Raw genomic sequence first — 20723 nt, forward strand, 5'->3', positions numbered from 1 at the left:
ATGCTCAATACGCTGCGCAAGATCGTCCAGGAAGTTAACTCCGCCAAGGATCTCAAGGCGGCGTTGGGGATTATTGTGTTGCGCGTCAAAGAGGCCATGGGCAGCCAGGTCTGCTCGGTCTACCTGCTTGATCCAGAGACCAACCGCTTCGTGCTGATGGCCACCGAGGGCTTGAACAAGCGCTCGATCGGCAAAGTCAGCATGGCACCCAACGAAGGTCTGGTTGGCCTGGTCGGCACGCGTGAAGAACCCCTGAACCTCGAAAACGCCGCGGATCACCCGCGCTACCGTTACTTCGCCGAGACCGGTGAAGAACGCTACGCCTCATTCCTCGGGGCGCCGATCATTCACCACCGTCGCGTCGTCGGCGTGTTGGTCATTCAGCAAAAAGAACGCCGCCAGTTCGATGAAGGTGAAGAAGCCTTCCTCGTGACCATGAGCGCGCAACTGGCGGGCGTTATCGCCCACGCCGAGGCCACCGGTTCGATCCGTGGCCTGGGCCGCCAGGGCAAAGGTATCCAGGAAGCCAAGTTCGTCGGCGTACCGGGTTCGCCGGGTGCGGCGGTCGGTACCGCGGTAGTCATGCTGCCACCCGCCGATCTGGACGTGGTGCCGGACAAGACCATCACCGACATCGACGCCGAACTCGGGCTGTTCAAGACCGCCATCGAAGGCGTGCGCGCCGACATGCGTGCCTTGTCCGCCAAGCTCGCGACCCAGCTGCGCCCGGAAGAGCGCGCGCTGTTCGACGTCTACCTGATGATGCTCGACGATGCCTCGCTGGGTAGCGAAATCACCACCGTGATCAAGACTGGCCAGTGGGCCCAGGGCGCGTTGCGTCAGGTGGTCACCGAACACGTCAACCGTTTCGAATTGATGGACGACGCCTACCTGCGTGAGCGCGCCTCGGACGTCAAGGACCTCGGTCGCCGTCTGCTCGCCTACTTGCAGGAAGAGCGCCAGCAGACTCTGGTCTACCCCGACAACACCATTCTGATCAGCGAAGAACTGACGCCGGCGATGCTCGGCGAGGTGCCGGAAGGCAAGCTGGTGGGTCTGGTCTCGGTACTCGGTTCCGGTAACTCTCACGTCGCGATCCTGGCCCGTGCCATGGGCATCCCGACGGTGATGGGCCTGGTCGACCTGCCGTACGCCAAGGTCGACGGCATCCAGATGATCGTCGACGGCTACCACGGTGAGGTCTATACCAACCCGAGTGATTTGCTGCGCAAGCAGTTCGCCGAAGTGGTCGAGGAAGAAAAACAACTGGCCCTCGGGCTCGATGCGCTGCGGGACTTGCCGTGCGTCACCGTCGATGGCCACCGCATGCCGCTGTGGGTCAACACCGGCCTGCTGGCGGACGTGGCGCGGGCGCAGAAGCGTGGCGCTGAAGGCGTGGGCCTGTACCGCACCGAAGTGCCGTTCATGATCAACCAGCGCTTCCCGAGCGAAAAAGAGCAACTGGCGATCTATCGCGAGCAGCTCGCCGCGTTCCACCCGCAACCGGTGACCATGCGCAGCCTGGACATCGGCGGCGACAAGTCGCTGTCGTACTTCCCGATCAAGGAAGACAACCCGTTCCTCGGCTGGCGCGGGATTCGCGTCACCCTCGACCACCCGGAAATTTTCCTGGTCCAGACCCGCGCGATGCTCAAGGCCAGCGAAGGCTTGAACAACCTGCGGATTCTGCTGCCGATGATCTCCGGCATTCATGAGCTGGAAGAAGCCCTGCACCTGATTCACCGGGCGTGGGGCGAAGTCCGCGACGAAGGCACCGACGTGCCGATGCCGCCGATTGGCGTGATGATCGAGATTCCGGCAGCGGTGTACCAGACCAAGGAACTGGCGCGGATGGTGGACTTCCTGTCGGTTGGCTCCAACGACCTGACCCAGTACCTGCTGGCGGTGGACCGGAACAACCCGCGAGTGGCCGACCTCTACGACTACCTGCACCCGGCGGTGCTGCAAGCTTTGCAGAATGTAGTGCGTGACGCCCATGCCGAAGGCAAACCGGTGAGTATCTGCGGCGAAATGGCCGGCGACCCGGCGGCAGCAGTGTTGTTGATGGCGATGGGCTTCGACAGCCTGTCGATGAACGCCACCAACTTGCCGAAGGTGAAGTGGATGCTGCGCCAGATCAACCTGAGCAAGGCCAAGGAATTGCTGGCTGAGCTGATGACCATCGACAACCCGCAAGTTATCCACAGCTCGCTGCAATTGGCGCTGAAGAACCTTGGGTTGGCGCGGATGATTAATCCGGCTTCGGTCAAGACGCTCTAAACCTGCTGCGGCCTCTTCGCGAGCGAGCCCGCTCCGACATTTGAAATGCATTCCAAATGTGGGAGCGGGCTCGCTCGCGAAGGCGTCCGCCCAGATAACACCAATCTAAATCGTCAACTCCACTTCCCCCAAATGCCCGCCATACGGCCCAAAACTGCGCTCCACCATCACCCGCGTCCCATCCGCCTGAACGATCAACGCCGTACTCGCCCGTGTCCCATACGTCGGGCTGGCAATAAACACACTCGACAACAACGTCTCGGTGGCCAACCCCACCCCGGTATCCGGCAGTTCCGCAAACGGCGCTGCCTGCGAGTCGCTCAAAATCGCCAACAACGCCTCAGGCCGCGGATCGTCCAGCACTTCACTCAACGCAGCCTTGGCCTTGAGCACCTTCGGCCACGGCGTATCCAGCCCGGCGTTCGACAATCCATAAACCCCCGGCGCCAGCATCACCGCCGCGGTTTCCCGTGCATTGAAGTGCCACAGCTCGTTGGTATTGCCTATCAGTAGGTTAAACCCGGCATATTCCAGCGAACGTCCGACAACGTCGCTCAAATAGTCGTCAATGGACATGTCGCCGCTGAGAAACCCCGCGACCAATTCACCCCGTGACTTGCGCGACGGAGGTTGATGCGGATCGCGGATATTCGTCAGCGCGGCAAAGCGCCCATCGGCACCCACGCCGAGCCAGGTACCGCCCGCTTCCAGATCCCGGCCGGCATGAACGTGGGGCGAATGTGACCACTGAGCCAGGGGCAGGGTGGGCCGGGCATAGAATTCGTCGCGGTTGGCCGCCACGATCAACGGCTGGGCGTGGCCGGGCCGCCAGGCAAAGACAATCAGGCACATAAGGTGGTCCTTGTGTGTTTTTTGCTCACTCTACGCAGACATCGCCCGTCGATCCATCGGCTTGCGTAGTAGAGCCCGAGGCCATGCATCCGTTACCATGCCGCACCTGTTTTTGGGGATGCGTGAGGATACGGTCGTGGAATTTCTGCTCTACCTGGCGCTCGGCGCCTGTGCGGGCGTGCTGGCCGGGCTGTTCGGGGTAGGCGGCGGGATCATCATCGTCCCGGTGCTGGTGTTCAGTTTCAAACTGCAAGGCTTCGATCCGTCGATCCTTACGCACCTGGCCGTCGGCACTTCACTGGCGACGATCATCTTTACCTCGGTCAATGCGGTTCGCGAGCATCACCGCCGGGGCGCCGTACGTTGGCCGATTTTTGCCTGGATGACCGTTGGCATTCTCATCGGCGCCGGTTTCGGCGCGCTGACCGCTGAAGCGATCTCCGGCCCGAATTTGCAGAAGATCATCGGCATATTCGCATTGATCGTCTCCGCTCAGCTCGCCCTGGACTTCAAACCCAAGGCCAGCCGAACGGTGCCGGGGAAAGTCGGTCTGACCGTGGCCGGTAGTGTGATTGGCTGGGCTTCGGCGATTTTCGGGATTGGCGGCGGGTCGTTGACCGTGCCGTTCCTGACCTGGCGTAGCGTGCCGATGCAACATGCGGTGGCCACATCGTCGGCCTGCGGGCTGCCGATTGCCCTGGCAAGTGCATTAAGTTTCATGATTTTGGGCTGGCACGATCCATTGTTGCCGGCCCATAGTCTCGGTTTTATTTATTTGCCGGCGTTGCTGGGGATTGCCCTGACCAGCATGTTCTTTGCCCGCTTCGGTGCGCGACTGGCTCACAATTTGTCGCCGCGCTTGCTCAAAAGACTATTCGCCGCTTTGCTGTTCTGCGTCGGGCTGAATTTCCTGCTCTGACGCCAATCGCAATCCTGGCTTAATCCTGAGGTGGCAGCGTCCCCCGGGAATTTTGAAGGTTTCAACTCTAACGAGGAGTCGCAATGCTGCCTTACCCGCAGATCGACCCGGTGGCCCTGGCCATCGGTCCGCTGAAAATCCACTGGTACGGTCTGATGTACCTGATCGGCATCGGCGGCGCCTGGCTGCTGGCGTCCCGTCGGCTGAACCGCTTCGATCCGACCTGGACCAAGGAAAAACTCTCCGATCTGATCTTCTGGTTGTCGATGGGGGTTATTGTCGGTGGCCGTTTGGGCTACGTGCTGTTCTACGACCTGAGCGCTTACCTGGCCAACCCGACGCTGATTTTCGAAGTGTGGAAGGGTGGCATGGCGTTCCACGGCGGGTTTATCGGGGTGATGATCGCGGCCTGGTGGTTCGGTCGCCGCAACGGCAAGTCGTTCTTCCAACTGATGGACTTCGTCGCACCGATGGTGCCGATTGGTCTGGGCGCCGGGCGTATCGGTAACTTCATCAACGCCGAGTTGTGGGGCAAACCGACCGATCTGCCATGGGCGATGGTGTTTCCACCGTTCAGCGACCCGGCACAACTGCCGCGCCACCCTTCGCAGCTGTACCAGTTCGCACTGGAAGGCGTGGCGCTGTTCCTGATTCTCTGGTTGTTCTCGCGCAAGCCACGGCCAACCATGGCAGTTTCCGGCATGTTCGCGCTGTTCTACGGGATCTTCCGTTTCGTTGTCGAGTTCGTTCGCGTACCTGACGCGCAACTCGGTTACCTGGCGTTCGGTTGGGTGACCATGGGGCAGATTCTGTGCATCCCGATGATCGTCGCCGGTCTGTTCCTGATCTGGCTGGCTTATCATCGCGAGCCAAAGACCCCAGTGACTTCGGCCGCTTAAGACGCCGCGCTTTAGATTCGAATCCGGGGCCACGGCTCCGGGTTCCAGGACACAGGTAACTCATGAAGCAATATCTCGATCTGGTGGCTCACGTCATCAAGAACGGCACCAAACAGGCCAACCGTACCGGCGTCAACACCATCAGTTTCCCTGGCGCGATGCTGCGTTATGACCTGAAGGAAGGTTTTCCGGCGATCACCACCCGCAAGATGGCCTTCAAATCGGCCATCGGCGAGATGTGCGGTTTCCTGCGCGGGGTGAACAACGCCGCCGAATTCCGGGCGCTGGGCTGCAAAGTCTGGGACCAGAACGCCAACGAAAATGCCCAGTGGCTGGCCAACCCGTTCCGTCAGGGCGAAGACGACCTCGGCGAGATCTATGGTGTGCAATGGCGCAAATGGCCGGCGTACAAGCAGATCCCGCTCAGCAACCCGGCGGCCATCGAGCAGACCCTGAGCCAGGGCTATCGTCAGATTGCCGAAGGTGAAGAAGACGGTCAGGCCTACGTGGTGCTGTACAAGGCGATCGACCAGATCCGCCAGTGCGTCGACACCATCATCAAGGACCCGGGCAGCCGTCGCATCCTGTTCCACGGCTGGAACGTCGCCCAGCTCGATGAAATGGCCTTGCCGCCGTGCCACCTGCTGTACCAGTTCCACCCGAATGTCGAGACCAAAGAGATTTCTTTGACCCTCTACATCCGCTCCAACGACCTGGGCCTGGGCACACCGTTCAACCTTACCGAAGGCGCTGCGCTGCTGAGCCTGATCGGTCGCCTGACCGGCTACACGCCGCGCTGGTTCACCTATTTCATCGGTGACGCCCACGTCTACGAAAACCATTTGGACATGCTGAATGAACAGCTCACCCGCGAGCCGTTCCCGATGCCGAAACTGGTGATCAGTGACCGTGTGCCGGAGTTTGCCAAGACTGGCGAGTACCAGCCGGAGTGGCTGGAGTTGATCGAGCCGAGTGATTTCTCGCTTGAGGGTTATCAGCACCATGCGCCGATGACCGCGCCGATGGCGGTCTGATTCAGGCACCGCTTCGCGGTGTTCGCGGGCAAGCCTCGCTCCTACAGGTTCACACCATTCCCGTAGGAGCGAGGCTTGCCCGCGAAGGCGTCCTCAATGCCCATGACTTCTCCCGACATGGGAATGCTCAACCTCCGTCGCCACAACCCCGCCGCTCACTTCCAGCCGCTGCAAAATCCCGCACTGATCGATATCCGGCCCTTCGCTGCAACGTTGGCGCAGGTCGAGCAGTTGTATCTGCAAGGCCAGCAAACCATCGATCCGTGCCTTGACGTGATGGATGTGTTCGTCGATCAGCGCATTCACGTTTTCGCACTGATCCTGCGGGCTGTCGCGCAGGGTCAGTAGGCTGCGGATTTCTTCGAGAGTCATGTCGAGGGTGCGGCAGTTGCGGATAAAAGTCAGGCGCTCGGCATGAGCCTGGGTGTAGACGCGGTAGTTGCCATCGCTGCGGGCCGGCTCCGGGAGCAGGTTTTCGCGCTCGTAATAGCGGATGGTTTCCACTGCGCAGTCGGTCAGTTTGGCCAGTTCTCCGATCTTCATCGCGACAATCTCCAAAAGGTTGCTTGACCCTATAGTGGCTACAGGGTCTTTACTTGGCAACAGGCATCTTTATGGACGCAACCCGATGAGCGATTCCCTTCACACCCACAAACCCGAGGCTGATCACGATCACGATCACGATCACGATCACGATCACAGCCACAAGCTGCAGCCTGTGCAGAAGAAGCACGACCATGGCGGCCACGGGGATTCCTGCTGTTCCTCCAAAGCCGCCGCGCCATCGCTGATCAAGCTGAGCGACAAGCCGACCGACGGCGCGCGGCTGAGCAGTTTCCGCATCGACGCGATGGACTGCCCGACCGAGCAAACACTGATCCAGAACAAACTGGGCAAGCTGTCGGGTGTGCAGCAACTGGAATTCAACCTGATCAACCGGGTGTTGGGCGTGACCCACGACCTGCCGAGCACTGCGCCGATCATCGAGGCGATCAAGTCGCTGGGCATGGTCGCGGAGCCATTGGAGCAGGGCGTCGAAGCCCCCGCGCCAGCCGCCGAGAAGAAGCACTGGTGGCCTTTGGCGCTGTCCGGTGTGGGCGCGTTGGCAGCTGAAGTCATCCACTTCACCAACGCCGCACCGACCTGGGTGGTGGCGATCATCGCGCTGATTTCGATCCTCAGCGGCGGCCTCACCACTTACAAGAAAGGCTGGATCGCCCTCAAAAACCTCAACCTGAACATCAACGCACTGATGAGCATCGCGGTGACTGGTGCGATCCTCATCGGCCAATGGCCGGAAGCGGCGATGGTGATGTTCCTGTTTACCATCGCTGAATTGATCGAAGCCAAGTCCCTGGACCGCGCCCGCAACGCCATCGGCGGGCTGATGCAGATGACCCCGGAACAAGCCACGGTGCAGCAGGCCGACGGGAGTTGGGTCGAGCAAGATGTCAAAACCATCGAACTGGGTGCCCGAGTTCGCGTGCGTCCCGGCGAGCGGATTGGCCTCGACGGCCAAGTGGTTTCCGGCACTTCGTCCATCGATCAGGCACCGATCACCGGCGAAAGCCTGCCGATCGAGAAGACTGTGGGCGATAAAGTCTTCGCCGGCACCATCAACCAGGCGGGTTCGCTGGAATACACCGTGACCGCTGCGGCCAACAACTCGACCCTGGCGCGGATCATCCACGCCGTCGAGCAAGCCCAAGGCGCGCGGGCACCGACCCAGCGCTTCGTCGATCAGTTTTCGAAAATCTACACCCCGGCAGTGTTCATCTTCGCCCTGGCTGTCGCGGTTATTCCGCCATTGTTCATGGGCGCGCTGTGGTTCGACTGGATCTACCGGGCGCTGGTGTTGCTGGTGGTTGCTTGCCCATGTGCGCTGGTGATTTCCACCCCGGTGACCATCGTCAGCGGCCTCGCGGCAGCGGCGCGCAAAGGGATTCTGGTCAAGGGCGGCGTCTATCTGGAGGGCGGTTACAAGCTCGATTACCTGGCCCTGGATAAGACCGGCACCATCACCCACGGCAAACCGGTACAGACCGATTATCTGTCCCTCGACCCGACTACCGATGAAACCGCGCCAGCTATTGCCGCAGCGCTGGCCGGCCGTTCCGATCACCCGGTGTCGCTGGCTATCGCCAACGCCGCTGTGGATAAACAACTGGCGCCGTGGGTTGTGGATAACTTCGAGGCTTTGGCCGGTCGCGGTGTGCGCGGTGAAATCGATGGTCAGGTCTACCACTTGGGCAACCATCGACTGGTGGAAGAGCTGAACCTCTGCTCGCCAGCGCTGGAAGAAAAACTGTTCGCCCTGGAGAAACAGGGCAAATCGGTGGTGCTGCTGCTCGACAAGTCTGGCCCCTTGGCGCTGTTTGCCGTGGCGGACACAGTGAAAGAGTCCAGCCGTGAAGCGATTCAACAGCTTCACGATCTCGGCATCAAAACCCTGATGCTGACCGGCGACAACGTCCACACCGCCCAGGCGATTGCCGCGCAAGTCGGGATCGACGAAGCCAAGGGCGACCTGCTGCCGACCGACAAACTGCAAGCCATCGAAGCCCTTTATGCGAAAGGACATAACGTCGGGATGGTCGGCGACGGCATCAACGACGCCCCGGCATTGGCCCGGGCTGAGATCGGTTTTGCCATGGCCGCCGCAGGCACCGATACCGCCATCGAGACGGCTGATGTCGCCCTGATGGACGACGATCTGCGCAAAATCCCTGCGTTCATCCGACTGTCGCGTCAGACCTCAAGCATCCTGAAACAGAACATCGCCCTCGCTTTGGTCATCAAGGCTATCTTTCTTGGGGTAACCTTCGCCGGGATCGCCACCATGTGGATGGCGGTGTTCGCCGACATGGGCGTCAGCCTGTTGGTGGTGTTCAACGGTTTGCGCCTGTTGCGCAAATAAGCGATGAGGAACGGGTGTGCTGAGTGCCGAGCTGAAGGCGTTTTACATGGTGGCCCGCTTGGGCAGCATTACCCTGGCGGCCAAGAAGCTCGGCCTGAGCCAACCCACCGTGACGACCCAGATTCGGCATCTGGAAAGCCAATACTCGGTTGAGCTGTTCTACCGTGGCGGTCGCCGCCTCAGCGTCAGCGATGAAGGCGCGCGGCTGCTGCCGATGGTCAAGGCGCTGTTGCAGCAGGAAGCCGACATCGAGTTTTTCCTGCGCAACAGCGGCCAGTTCCAGGGCACGTTGCGCATCGCCGCCACCGCTCCGTATTACATCCTCGATCTGGTGAAGACCTTTCGCGAGCGTTTGCCGCAGGTGGAAGTGTCGGTGGAAATCGGCAACTCCCAGCAAGTGCTCGAAGCGCTGGAGGATTACCGGGTCGATGTCGCCGCGTCTTCGCAGTTGCTGGACGATGCGCGGCTGATTCGCCGAGTGCTCGGCAGCGATCCGCTGGTGCTGGCGGTACATCGTAATCATCCGTTGGCAGTACACGATCATGTGCCGCTCAGCGCGTTGGCGGGGCATACCTTGTTGATGCGTGAGTCGGGCTCGACCACTCGGCGGCTGACTGAAGAGTTACTGGCCAGCGCCGGGGTGAGTTTCGGGCCGCTGCTGGAGATTGGTAGCCGTGAGTCGATCCGTGAAGCGGTGCTGCGCAATATCGGCATCAGCATCATCGCCCGGCAGGAAGTGCCGCATGACCCGCAATTGCGGGTGCTGACCATCGAGAATGCGCCGCAGATTCCGGAGTACTTGTACTGCCTCAAGGAGCGAAAGGGCGCGCGGTTGCCGGCGGCGTTTCTGGGGTTGGCGCAGGAAATGGCCCCCGCCTAGATTCCTGTGGCGAGGGGGCTTGCCCCCGTTCGGCTGCGCAGCAGTCGTAAACCCATTAAATGCGGTATGCCTGAAAAAACACCCTCGCAGTTTTGGGGCCGCTTCGCGACCCAACGGGGGCAAGCCCCCTCGCCACAATTTCATCTGGCATAAGGCTGTGGATTTCTCTCAACCCAAATCCCCGAATACCACTATCGGCCGTTTTTGCCTCGTTGCCACATGACGGACGCATTACAAACCTAGGATGGCCCTCATCTGCTTGATGAGGTCTGTCCATGAACCACTCGATCGCAACTGCCCTGACCAACCCCGGCGCACCCATGAAAGTGCGCGGCGTGCAGAAACGCTTCGGCGCCTTCACCGCGCTGGATAACGTTTCCCTCGACGTGGCGGCCGGTGAGCTGGTGTGTCTGCTGGGCCCGTCGGGTTGTGGCAAAACCACCTTGCTGCGTTGCATTGCCGGTCTGGAGAAGCAGGACAGCGGCGAGTTGTACCTGGGTGATCGCGACGTTTCCCACCTGGCGCCGCAAGCCCGGGACTACGGCATTCTGTTCCAGTCCTACGCGCTGTTCCCCAATCTGACCGTCGAAGCGAACATTGCCTACGGCCTCGCCGGCAGTGGTCGCGATGAAGTGCGCAAGCGTGTCGGTCAGATGCTGGAACTGGTCGGCCTGCTCGGCAGTGAGAAAAAGTACCCCGGCCAATTGTCCGGCGGCCAACAGCAGCGCGTCGCACTGGCCCGAGCCTTGGCTCCGGCGCCTTCGTTGTTGCTGCTCGACGAACCGATGTCGGCACTCGACGCGCGAGTCCGCGAGCACCTGTGCACCGAGCTGCGCCAATTGCAGCGCAACCTCGGCGTCACGACCCTGATGGTCACGCACAATCAGGACGAGGCCATGCTGATGGCCGATCGCATCGCCGTGATGAACAACGGCAGAGTCGAGCAGTACGCCACGCCGCAGGAAATCTACGACCGTCCGGCCACGCCGTTTGTGGCGGAGTTCGTTGGTCAGGGCAACTGGCTGCCGTTCCGCCGCAGCAGCGACAGCCACGCCCAGGTCGGCGGGATGAACATGCGCCTGGCCGAAGGCAGTGCGAAAACCGCGTCCGGCCGTTTGTTCTGCCGCCCGGAGGCGATCAACGTCAACCCGCCGGTGCACGAAGAAAACCTGTTCCCGGCCAAGGTTCGTGAAATCACCTTCCTCGGCAATCGCTGCCGCATGAGTTTCGAACTCGACCAACTGCCGGGCCATCCGCTGCTGGCCGAACTCGCCCCGGAGGCCATGCCGCGCCTCGGCGCCCAGCAAATCATGGTTGCCTTGCCTCCGCGTAGCCTGCAGGTGTTTGCCTGATGGGCGCGAACCTCGCGCTGCCGATACCGCACAAGCAGGTTCGGCAGACCTCCCGTGCCGAGATCGGCGACCGGGTGTTCGTGGTCGGCGGCAAAGTTCTGTTGCTGGTCTTGCTCGGTGTCGCGGTGTTGATGCCGTTGCTGGCGATCTTCTGGCGCGGTTTCAGCGCTGAAGCCGGGCAGGGCGGTGGTCTGGTGGCTGCCCGTGAATTGGTGACCAGCGCGAATTTCCATTGGTTGCTCGGCAACAGTCTGAAAGTTTCCCTCAGCGTCGCGGCCATCGTCGTACCGCTGGCTTACCTGTTTGCCTACGCCCTGCAACGTACGTTGATTCCGGGCAAAGGTATCTGGCGCGGGATGTCTCTGTTGCCGCTGATGGCGCCGTCGATGCTGCCGGGGATTGCACTGGTTTACCTGTTCGGTAACCAGGGCATGTTGCGCGGTTTGCTCTCGGACAATATCTACGGTTTCTGGGGGATTGTTCTCGGTGAGGTGATCTACACCTTCCCACACGCCTTGATGATTCTTCTGTCGGCGCTGTCCCTGGCGGATGCGCGACTGTTCGATGCCGCTTCAAGCATGGGCGCCAGTCCGGCGAAAGCCTTCCGCAGCATCACCTGGCCGGCGACGCGTCAGGCGGTGTTCGCGGCGTTCTGCTTGGTGTTCACCCTGACCATCACCGACTTCGGCGTGCCCGTAGTGGTTGGCGGCGACTATCAAGTGCTGGCGCTGGAAGCCTACAAAGCCGTGGTCGGCCAGCAACAGTTCGGTCGTGGCGCGTTGATCGGCATGGTTCTGCTGCTGCCGGCGCTATTCAGTTTCGGGGTCGACGCCTGGCTGCGTCGGCGTCACGGCGATTCCATGAGCGGTCGGGCGCAAGTGTTCAAACCGGCGCCGTCGAAGATGCGGGACGGCTGCTACCTGGCCGTTGTGCTGCTGATCTGCGCGGTGTTGCTGCTGGTGTTCGGCATGGCGGTGTATTCGTCGCTGGTGAAATTCTGGCCGTACAACCTGTCGCTGTCGCTCAACCATTACCAGTTCAACGACACCGCAGGCGGTGGCTGGCTGGCCTACGGCAACAGCGTGAAGATGGCCCTGTGCACGGCGTTGATCGGCAGCGTGCTGATTTTCACCGGCGCCTACCTGATGGAAAAAACCAAGGGCCAGCGCGGATTGAATCTGACCCTGCGCATGCTCAGTTTCGTACCGATGGCGGTGCCGGGTCTGGTGTTGGGCCTGGGTTACGTCTTCTTCTTCAACCTCACCGGCAACCCGCTGCATGTGCTCTACGGGACCATGACCCTGCTGGTGGTCTGCACCATTGCTCACTATTTGACCACCGCGCAAATGACCGCCACCACTGCGCTGCGCCAACTCGACGCCGAGTTCGAATTCGCCGCGCTATCGCTCAAGGCACCGCTGTATCGGCATTACCTGCGGGTCACCGTGCCGATCTGCCTGCCGGCGCTGCTGGACATCGTGCGCTACCTGTTCGTCTCGGCGATGACCACCGTCTCGGCAGCGATCTTCCTCTACAGCCCCGACACCATCCTTGCGGCGGTGGCGGTGCTGAACATGGACGACGCCGGCAACGTCGGTGGCGCGGCGGCGATGTCGACTTTGATTCTGTTCACTTCGGCGGGCGTGTCCCTGCTGCTGGCCTGGGCTTCGCGCGGTTTGCTGCGCCGCTCCCAGGCCTGGCGGCAGACCGCGCCTGGCCATTGATTTTCAATCCCGCAAACCTCAACTCAAACAGGAAAAGATCATGTTCAAGCCCCTGGCCCTGGCCGCTGCTGTCCTCACCGCTTTCAGCCTGAACGCCTTTGCGGCGAAAACCGAGTTGACGGTGTACACCGCCCTCGAAGCCGAACAACTGACGGCCTATAAGGCTGCCTTCGAAAAGGCCAACCCGGACGTCGAGATCAAGTGGGTGCGTGACTCCACCGGGATCATCACCGCCAAACTGCTGGCCGAAAAAGCCCGGCCACAAGCCGACGCAGTCTGGGGCCTGGCGGCGTCGAGCCTGGCGATCCTTGATCAGCAAGGCATGCTGCAAAGCTATGCGCCAAAGGATTTGGCCAAGATCGGCGGCAACTACCGCGACGCCGCCAACCCGCCAGCCTGGGTCGGCATGGACGTCTGGGCCGCGACCATTTGCTTCAACACTGTCGAAGCCGAAAAGCAGGGCCTGAGCAAACCCGTGAGCTGGCAAGACCTGACCAAGCCTGAGTACAAAGGCAAGATCGTCATGCCTAACCCGGCCTCGTCCGGCACCGGTTTCCTTGATGTCAGCGCCTGGCTGCAAACCTTCGGCGAGAAGCAGGGTTGGGCGTACATGGACGGCTTGCACCAGAACATCGGCCAGTACGTTCACTCCGGTTCCAAGCCTTGCAAACTGGCGGCTTCCGGCGAATTCCCGATTGGTATTTCCTTCGAATACCCGGCCGTCCAGCTGAAACGCCAGGGCGCGCCGCTGGACATCATCCTGCCGAAAGAAGGCCTGGGCTGGGAGATCGAAGCGACCGCCGTAATCAAGGGCACGGCCCATGAAGAAGCGGCGAAGAAACTGGCGGACTTCTCGGCCAGCCCGGCGGCGATGGAGTTGTACAAAGAGAACTTCGCGGTCCTCGCGCAACCGGGTATTGCCAAGCCGCAGACCGAATTGCCCGCGGATTACGAGCAGCGTTTGATCAAGAACGACTTTGCCTGGGCCTCGAAGAATCGCGACGAGATCTTGACCGAGTGGCGTAAGCGCTATGACGGCAAGTCCGAGAAGGTCGTTGCCAAGTAAGATCTCTATCGGCTGATACGGCCTCATCGCGAGCAAGCTCGCTCCCACAGTTGACCGCGTTCCAATGTGGGAGCGAGCTTGCTCGCGATGGCGGTCTGTCATTCAGGACAAAACCCAATGACACAACACAACGACATGCTGATCGTCGGCGCCGGCATTCTGGGCCTGTCTCACGCCTACGCCGCCGCCCGACGCGGCCTCAAAGTCACTGTTTTCGAACGCAGCGAAACCCCGCTCGGCGCCTCGGTCCGCAACTTCGGCCAAGCCCTGGTCACCGGCCAACCGCCAGGCAAAATGCTCGAACTGGCCAAGGCCAGCCGCGAAATCTGGAGCCAATGGGCGGAGTTGGCCGGCCTGCAACTCAAGCGCAACGGCTCGTACCTGTTTGCCCGCACCGAAGCTGAAGAACATCTGCTGCAAGCCTTTTGCAACGGCCGCGCCGTGGAGTACAACTACAACGTCGAGTTGCTGCGTGGCGCGGCACTGCGGGATTTGTACGGCGGCCAGTTCAGCCATCACCGCGCCGCGCTGCACGGCAAGGACGATCAGCAACTGTATTCGCGCGAAGCAATTCCAGCGCTGATCGACTACCTGCGCCGCGAATTGGGCGTCGAGTTTCACTTCTCCACCCTGGTGCGCGACATTGAGCCCGGCCGCTTGCACAGCACTGCCGGCAGCTTCTTTGCCGAGCAGATCATCGTCTGCTCCGGTCACGACTATCAGACCTTGCTGGCTGAGTCGATTGCCGCGCTCAACCCGCAAATCTGTCGTCTGCAAATGCTTCGCGCCCGGCCGCAGATCAACCTGAATCTGCAACACGCACTGCTCACCGGATTGAGTTGCGTGCATTACGGCGCGTTTGCCGACCTGCCGGAAGCTGCGGCGGTGCAAGCACAGATCCTGCGGGACGCGCCGCACTTGCAGGAGAACGGCATTCACCTGCTGATCAGCCCGACGCCTCACGGCGAACTGATCATCGGCGATTCCCACCATTACGGCAGCGACCCTTCACCGTTCAACGCCGAGCAGGTGGACGACTGGATGATCGAGCTGGCCGAGCAGACCCTGGGCTGCAAAGTGCAAGTGGTCGAGCGCTGGCAGGGTGTCTATGGTTCACGGGGACCGGGGCCGTTCTCGTTCCTGCGCCCGGCTTCGGGAGTGAATGTGGCGTTGATGCACACCGGCGTCGGCATGAGCGTCGGGCCGGCGATGGCCGAACGTAACGTCGCACTGTTGTTGGGAGAGGATTGATGGAGCGCCATGAACAAGTGATCGCCGAAGTCTTCGCGCTGTACGAGCGCTTTGGCGACAGCGACTACATCGGTGAGCCGGTGTCGCAGATCGAGCACATGTCCCAGGCCGCCGAACTGGCCATGGCCGAAGGCTTCGACGATGAAGTGGTGTTGGCGGCGTTCTTTCACGATATCGGGCATATCTGTGCTGAAGATGCCGAGAACATGGGCGGGTTTGGCGTGGTCAGTCATGAGCGTTTGGGCGCGGATTATTTGCGTCGGGCTGGCTTCAGCGAGCGCATGGCGCGGCTGGTGGAATACCACGTTCAAGCCAAGCGTTATCTGACGCTCAAGGAGCCGGGGTACTACGAGCGTTTGAGCGAAGCCAGTCGCCGGACACTGGAATATCAGGGTGGGGTGATGACGGTGGCCGAGGCTGAGGCGTTTGAGCGTGATCCGTTGTGTGCGGTCAGTTTGCGGATGCGGCAGTGGGATGAACTGGCAAAGGAAGAGTGGGTGCCGGTGATGGACCTTGGCGTCTTGAAGGAAAAGGCGTTGCGGCTATTGGTTGCGTAGGGCCCCAAGACCGAGGTGCGGCCTTCGCGAGCAAGCCCGCTCCCACATTGGAATGCGTTCCCCTGTGGGAGCGGGCTTGCTCGCGAAGGGGCCGGTTCGAGCACCGCAGATCTAAAGCTGCTGCGCCAACACCTCAACCTGCTCCTGCCTTTCCCCCTGATTCAACTTCGCATGGGGATTAAGCGACGACCATTGCGGATGCGCCCGAGCCTTGTTCAGGGCTTCGGGCAGTTTGCCTTCGCGCCAGGTTTTGTCCTGCGGTGTGGCGACCTGGATGCTTTCCATCGCCGCATGTCCGCGCTGGTTCAGGGCTTGTACCAACTGCCGTTGACGCAACGCCAGCAACCGCAACACGCTGTCGTCGACAGTCAGCTCCCGCCGCCCCTTGATCTTGCCCAGCAACCGGCCGCCATAGCTGCGCGCGGTTTGCAGGGCGCCGCCGGCAATCGCACCGGCCAGTGCTGCTGCGCCGAGGGTCAGGCCGCCGACTAGCAGATCCACGCCAGCCCCCGCCGCTGCGCCAGCCGCGATGCCACTGCCAACCCGCACACCCAATTGCTTGAGGGTTTCCGGGTTGAACAAGTCATCGCCCCAACGGCCATCGAGCAGCGGCAAGTCACTGGCCGCCGCGTCCTGTGGGCGGAAGGCGTAGAGCTTGAGCAACGCTTCGACGCAACGTTGCTCCCGTTGTCGAACGGCTTTGCGCAATTCGTTGATTGCTTGTTGTTCCAGCTCAGGTTTACTCGCCACGCTGCGCCGGCACGCGGCGCAATCGATCAATAATTCGGCAATCAGCCGCGCTGCACTCTGCTGGCGAGCCAGGCGTTGAGCCTGTTGATCGGCGATCAGCCGTTCAAGCTGCTCGCGGGAGTTTTCCAGCAACAGTGCGAGGCTTTCATAGAGTCTGCGTTCGCCATCTTCTGGTGGAGCGACGCTGTCGAAACGCACCAACGCATGCAAACCCAGCCGCGCCAGAGCCTCGCGCCAATCCGGTTCGCGATGGTTGGCGCTGCTGACGAAATTCAGCACCGGCAGCAACGGTTTGCCGCAACTGGCCAACACTTCCAGTTCGTCGCGGTACTTGGCCAGCACCGGTTCCCGGGCGTCGATCACATAGAGTCCGGCGTCCGAGGCCAGCAGTTGGCGCAGCACCTTGGCCTCTTGTTCGAACCGCTGTCGGGCCTCGCTGCCCTCGAGGAATCGCGCCAGGCGTGCCGGGCCGTCGAGGCGTTCGCCGGGGCGTTCCAGGCGTTCGAGGTAGTCGAGCAGGGCGATGGCGTCTTCCAGGCCGGGCGTGTCGTAGAGGTCGAGCAGCGGCTCACCGTCCACCGACAACCGCGCGCCTTCGACGTGGCGGGTGGTGCTGGGCCGATGGGACACTTCACCGAAACCGACGTCCCGGGTCAGGGTGCGCAGCAATGAGGTTTTGCCGACGTTGGTGTGGCCGACGACGGCGAGCTTCAACGGCTTAGTCATGACCGGTCTCCAGCCAGTTCATGGGCGCGCAATCAGCGAATGGCAGTTCAAGCTGTTGCAACGCCGTATGCCAGTCACCGAGTCGCTCGGCATCCAGCGCTTCGCCGGGCGGCGCTTGCAGCAGCCAGACGCGGGTGGCGCTGGCGTTGCGCGCCAGTTCGGCGATCAACGCCAGGCTGCCGCGATCCGGTGAACGGCGCGGGTCGCAGGCAATCAACAGGCGAGCCGGGGGAAAGCGGCTGAGCTGTTCGAGGAGTTTGTTGCGCGACTCGCGGCTGTCGAGGATGCCGGCATCGCTCACGGTTTTTGGTAGTTGCGGCGGCCATGGGCGTTGACCGTCCAGTTCGATGGCCACCAGCAGCGCGCCATCGCTGTGCAATTCGCTGACGCTGCTTTCGACGCGGTGAAGTTGATCCGGGGCGGCATCGCTGATGCCCAAGCGTTCGCTGGTGGGCATCAGGCGTTCGCGTAATTGAGCGTAGCCGGGCAGGTTCAAATCCAGACGCAAGGCAGCCTGGCCGGTTTTCCAGCGCCACAGGCAAAACAGCGCCAGCAGCAGGCGCGGCACCACGCCGTAAACCACCAAGACGCCGACCAGCCAGGTTGCCCAGGCCTGACGGGCGCTTTCGATGTTGAGCGCGGTGTCGCCGCTGGCGCGGATCATCTCCACGGTCGGCACGTTGAAGCCGAGCAAGGCCGGCAGGGTGCCGAGGGTTTGGGTCATGGCGACAAAGGTGTCGGCGCTGAGCAGGGTGGTTTCCCAGACAAAGCCGTAACGCCGGGTCGCCATCAGCGTCAGCAGAATCGCCAGGGCACTGAGCATCGCCAACAGCCACATGCTGTTGACCAGCACGCCGATGGCCCAGCGATTGAGTTTGTGCCGTTGCAGCAACAGCAGCAGGGCCGGGGCCAGTTGTGCGGCTTTGGCGTCGCGGGCGAGTTTTTCGCTGAGCCACAGCCACAGTCGTCCGAGAGTAGCGCCGTGTTCACCGGCAAATACCAGGCCCAAGGCCCAGCTCAGTAGAAGAATCAGGTTCAGCCCGAGCAGGCTGCCCAAGGCCCAGAACACATTCACCGCAATTTGCCCATCGCTTAGCGCCGCAAACGCGAGGCCGGCGCCGCTGACCACGGCCACTATGACGAGCACCAACAACGCCAGTCGTGCACCTTGCAGCCAGTGGGTGAGCGCGTTGGTCAGCCCATCGCGTTCGGCCAGCCACAGGGCGCGGCGTTGAATCCGTGTCGGCAGGTCGCCGCCAGCCGTGCGGGCCAGTCGGTTGGCTTCCAGGTCATCCAGTGGCCCGGCATGTTCTTCGCGCAAACGGATGGTTTCCGTCAGCCAGAGGTTAGTCAGTTCAGTCACGCGGCATCCCGTCGCTTAAATGAACGGTGAGCATAACCGCTGTGGCGCTTATCCGGGAAAGGGAGGCTCTGGTATCCTCGCCGGCATGACTAAATCACTCCCCCTTAGCCTGATCGCAGCCCTCGGTGAAAACCGTGTGATCGGCGTCGACAACAGCATGCCCTGGCACTTGCCGGGGGACTTCAAATACTTCAAGGCCACCACCTTGGGCAAGCCGATCATCATGGGGCGCAAGACCTGGGATTCCCTCGGTCGTCCGCTGCCGGGCCGGTTGAACATCGTGGTCAGCCGTCAGGCGGATCTGGTGTTGGCGGGCGCGGAGGTTTATCCGTCGCTGGAGGCTGCGGTTGTTCGCGCTGAAGAGTGGGCGAAGGAGCAGGGCATCGATGAGCTGATGCTGATTGGCGGGGCGCAGTTGTATGCCCAAGGCTTGGCACAGGCCGATCGGCTGTACCTGACGCGTGTCGCGCTGAGCCCGGAAGGGGATGCGTGGTTTCCGGAGTTTGATTTGAACCAGTGGAAACTGGTGTCGAATGTGCCGAATCCGGCGGAAGGGGATAAGCCGGCGTACGCATTTGAAATTTGGGAAAAAGCCTAAAAGCATCGCGAGCAAGCTCGCTCCCACATTGGATGTGTGATCGACACACCCTGTGGGAGCGAGCTTGCTCGCGATAGCGGTCTGTCAGGCGCTGATCAAGCCTGAGCCAACTCCGCATGCTCATCCGCATCCAGCAGCTCTTTATCCGTCTGCTGCATGATCTGGCTGGTAATCGCCCCCGCCGTAATCGAACCGCTGACGTTCAACGCCGTACGGCCCATGTCGATCAGCGGCTCGACCGAAATCAGCAACGCCACCAGTGACACCGGCAAGCCCATGGCCGGCAGCACAATCAACGCGGCAAACGTCGCGCCGCCACCGACCCCGGCCACACCGGCCGAACTCAGGGTCACAATCGCCACCAGCGTCGCGATCCACAGCGGGTCGAGCGGGTTGATGCCCACGGTCGGCGCGACCATCACCGCCAACATCGCCGGATACAGACCGGCACAACCGTTCTGGCCAATGGTCGCGCCGAACGAAGCGGCGAAACTGGCGATGGACTGCGGGATGCCCAGGCGACGGGTCTGCGCTTCGATGCTCAGCGGAATGCTCGCTGCGCTGGAGCGGCTGGTGAAGGCAAAGGTCAGCACCGGCCAGATCTTGCGGAAGAAACGCAGCGGGTTGATCCCGGCCGCCGACACCAGCAGGCCATGGATCACGAACATCAGGCCCAGGCCGATGTAGGACACCACCACGAAACTACCGAGCTTGATGATGTCTTGCAGGTTGGAGCCGGCGACCACTTTGGTCATCAGCGCCAAAACGCCGTACGGGGTCAGCTTCATCACCAGACGCACCAAACGCATCACCCAGGCTTGCAGGGTGTCGATGGCGTTGATCACTTTCTGACCTTTCTCGACGTCGTCTTTCAGCAGCTGCAGCGCCGCGACCCCGAGGAACGCAGCGAAGATCACCACGCTAATGATCGACGTCGGCTTGGCGCGGGCCAGGTCGGCGAACGGGTTCTGCGGGATGAACGACAGCAGCAACTGCGGCACATTCAGGTCAGCGACCTTGCCGGCGTAGTCGGTCTGGATGGTTTGCAGACGGGCCATTTCCTGAGTGCCGGCCACCAAGCCATCGGCGGTCAGGCCGAACAGGTTGGTCAGGCCGATACCGATCAGTGCCGCGATGGCGGTGGTGAACAGCAGCGTGCCGATGGTCAGGAAGCTGATTTTGCCCAGCGACGAGGCGTTGTGCAGACGGGCCACAGCGCTGAGGATCGAGGCGAACACCAGCGGGATCACGATCATTTGCAGCAACTGCACGTAACCGTTACCGACCAGATCGAACCAGCCGATCGAGGCTTTCAGCACCGGGTTGCCGTCACCGTAAATGGCGTGCAACGCCACGCCGAATGCCACACCCAATGCCAGTGCGAGCAGGACTTTTTTGGCCAGGCTCCAGGAGGTGTGACGGGTTTGCACCAGGCCGAAGAGCAGGGCGAGGAACACCAGCAGATTGAGAATCAGCGGCAGATTCATAAAGACTCCGATAAGGCTTGTGCCAACTGCCTTCCAGGGCAGCTGCGAACCGGCAAGCCTAACAGCTT

At 61.7% G+C, this 20723-nt stretch carries 17 protein-coding genes; 12 read left to right on the forward strand and 5 right to left on the reverse strand.

Going from position 1 to position 20723, the window contains the following annotated elements; all coding sequences use genetic code 11:
• Positions 1-2280, forward strand: a complete 2280-nt coding sequence (gene ptsP, locus AC1MEW_RS04975; protein ID WP_201198639.1) for a phosphoenolpyruvate--protein phosphotransferase — start codon at positions 1-3, stop codon at positions 2278-2280.
• Positions 2281-2385: 105 nt separating this feature from the next.
• Here ptsP and AC1MEW_RS04980 read toward each other — a convergent pair whose 3' ends face one another.
• Entirely contained in the window at positions 2386-3132 is a 747-nt protein-coding gene (locus AC1MEW_RS04980) for an NRDE family protein (RefSeq protein ID WP_322269908.1), read from the reverse strand.
• A 136-nt stretch (positions 3133-3268) separates the two neighbouring features.
• Here AC1MEW_RS04980 and AC1MEW_RS04985 point away from each other — a divergent pair, with 136 nt between their 5' ends.
• The 3 genes from AC1MEW_RS04985 (at position 3269) to AC1MEW_RS04995 (ending at position 5984) form a co-directional block, all read left to right on the forward strand.
• Entirely contained in the window at positions 3269-4051 is a 783-nt protein-coding gene (locus AC1MEW_RS04985) for a sulfite exporter TauE/SafE family protein (RefSeq protein WP_322269906.1), read from the forward strand.
• Between the two features lie 83 nt (positions 4052-4134).
• Complete coding sequence (gene lgt, locus AC1MEW_RS04990; protein ID WP_201190142.1) at positions 4135-4950, forward strand: prolipoprotein diacylglyceryl transferase; 816 nt, start codon at positions 4135-4137, stop codon at positions 4948-4950.
• A 62-nt stretch (positions 4951-5012) separates the two neighbouring features.
• Positions 5013-5984 carry a thymidylate synthase gene (locus AC1MEW_RS04995; RefSeq protein WP_201198631.1) on the forward strand — a complete coding sequence of 324 codons (972 nt, stop codon included), beginning with the start codon at positions 5013-5015 and terminating at the stop codon, positions 5982-5984.
• A 93-nt stretch (positions 5985-6077) separates the two neighbouring features.
• Here AC1MEW_RS04995 and cadR read toward each other — a convergent pair whose 3' ends face one another.
• Entirely contained in the window at positions 6078-6527 is a 450-nt protein-coding gene (gene cadR, locus AC1MEW_RS05000; protein WP_201198629.1) for a Cd(II)/Pb(II)-responsive transcriptional regulator, read from the reverse strand.
• Between the two features lie 85 nt (positions 6528-6612).
• Here cadR and AC1MEW_RS05005 point away from each other — a divergent pair, with 85 nt between their 5' ends.
• The 7 genes from AC1MEW_RS05005 to AC1MEW_RS05035 all read left to right on the forward strand — a co-directional run bounded on the left by AC1MEW_RS05005 (position 6613) and on the right by AC1MEW_RS05035 (position 15731).
• On the forward strand, positions 6613-8901 hold the full coding sequence (locus AC1MEW_RS05005; protein ID WP_480425573.1) for a heavy metal translocating P-type ATPase: 2289 nt from the start codon (positions 6613-6615) through the stop codon (positions 8899-8901).
• A gap of 16 nt (positions 8902-8917) precedes the next feature.
• Positions 8918-9781 (forward strand): LysR family transcriptional regulator, encoded by an 864-nt coding sequence (locus tag AC1MEW_RS05010; protein ID WP_480425576.1) that lies wholly within the window; start codon positions 8918-8920, stop codon positions 9779-9781.
• A 275-nt stretch (positions 9782-10056) separates the two neighbouring features.
• Positions 10057-11133, forward strand: coding sequence for a putative 2-aminoethylphosphonate ABC transporter ATP-binding protein (locus tag AC1MEW_RS05015; protein ID WP_480425577.1), 1077 nt, complete (start codon positions 10057-10059; stop codon positions 11131-11133).
• Complete coding sequence (locus tag AC1MEW_RS05020; protein WP_480425578.1) at positions 11133-12857, forward strand: putative 2-aminoethylphosphonate ABC transporter permease subunit; 1725 nt, start codon at positions 11133-11135, stop codon at positions 12855-12857. The genes AC1MEW_RS05015 and AC1MEW_RS05020 overlap by 1 nt, the downstream gene beginning before the upstream one ends.
• A 40-nt stretch (positions 12858-12897) precedes the next feature.
• Positions 12898-13923: a putative 2-aminoethylphosphonate ABC transporter substrate-binding protein gene (locus tag AC1MEW_RS05025; protein WP_201198621.1), complete on the forward strand. Its 1026-nt coding sequence runs from the start codon at positions 12898-12900 to the stop codon at positions 13921-13923.
• A gap of 117 nt (positions 13924-14040) precedes the next feature.
• Positions 14041-15174, forward strand: coding sequence for a TIGR03364 family FAD-dependent oxidoreductase (locus AC1MEW_RS05030; protein ID WP_480425580.1), 1134 nt, complete (start codon positions 14041-14043; stop codon positions 15172-15174).
• A complete protein-coding gene (locus AC1MEW_RS05035) occupies positions 15174-15731 on the forward strand; it encodes a phosphonate degradation HD-domain oxygenase (RefSeq protein ID WP_201256367.1) in 558 nt (185 codons plus the stop codon). The genes AC1MEW_RS05030 and AC1MEW_RS05035 overlap by 1 nt, the downstream gene beginning before the upstream one ends.
• 111 nt (positions 15732-15842) lie before the next feature.
• Here AC1MEW_RS05035 and AC1MEW_RS05040 read toward each other — a convergent pair whose 3' ends face one another.
• A complete protein-coding gene (locus AC1MEW_RS05040; protein WP_480425582.1) occupies positions 15843-17207 on the reverse strand; it encodes a GTPase/DUF3482 domain-containing protein in 1365 nt (454 codons plus the stop codon).
• On the reverse strand, positions 17200-18570 hold the full coding sequence (locus AC1MEW_RS05045) for a DUF2868 domain-containing protein (RefSeq protein WP_480425584.1): 1371 nt from the start codon (positions 18568-18570) through the stop codon (positions 17200-17202). The genes AC1MEW_RS05040 and AC1MEW_RS05045 overlap by 8 nt, the downstream gene beginning before the upstream one ends.
• 85 nt (positions 18571-18655) lie before the next feature.
• On the opposite strand from AC1MEW_RS05045, the gene AC1MEW_RS05050 reads away from it, so the two are divergent.
• Entirely contained in the window at positions 18656-19168 is a 513-nt protein-coding gene (locus AC1MEW_RS05050) for a dihydrofolate reductase (RefSeq protein ID WP_322269898.1), read from the forward strand.
• A 95-nt stretch (positions 19169-19263) separates the two neighbouring features.
• Here AC1MEW_RS05050 and AC1MEW_RS05055 read toward each other — a convergent pair whose 3' ends face one another.
• Positions 19264-20655, reverse strand: coding sequence for an L-cystine transporter (locus AC1MEW_RS05055; protein ID WP_201198616.1), 1392 nt, complete (start codon positions 20653-20655; stop codon positions 19264-19266).
• Between the last annotated feature and the right edge of the window lie 68 nt (positions 20656-20723).

It is taken from the genome of Pseudomonas sp. ASL4, assembly GCF_056680395.1.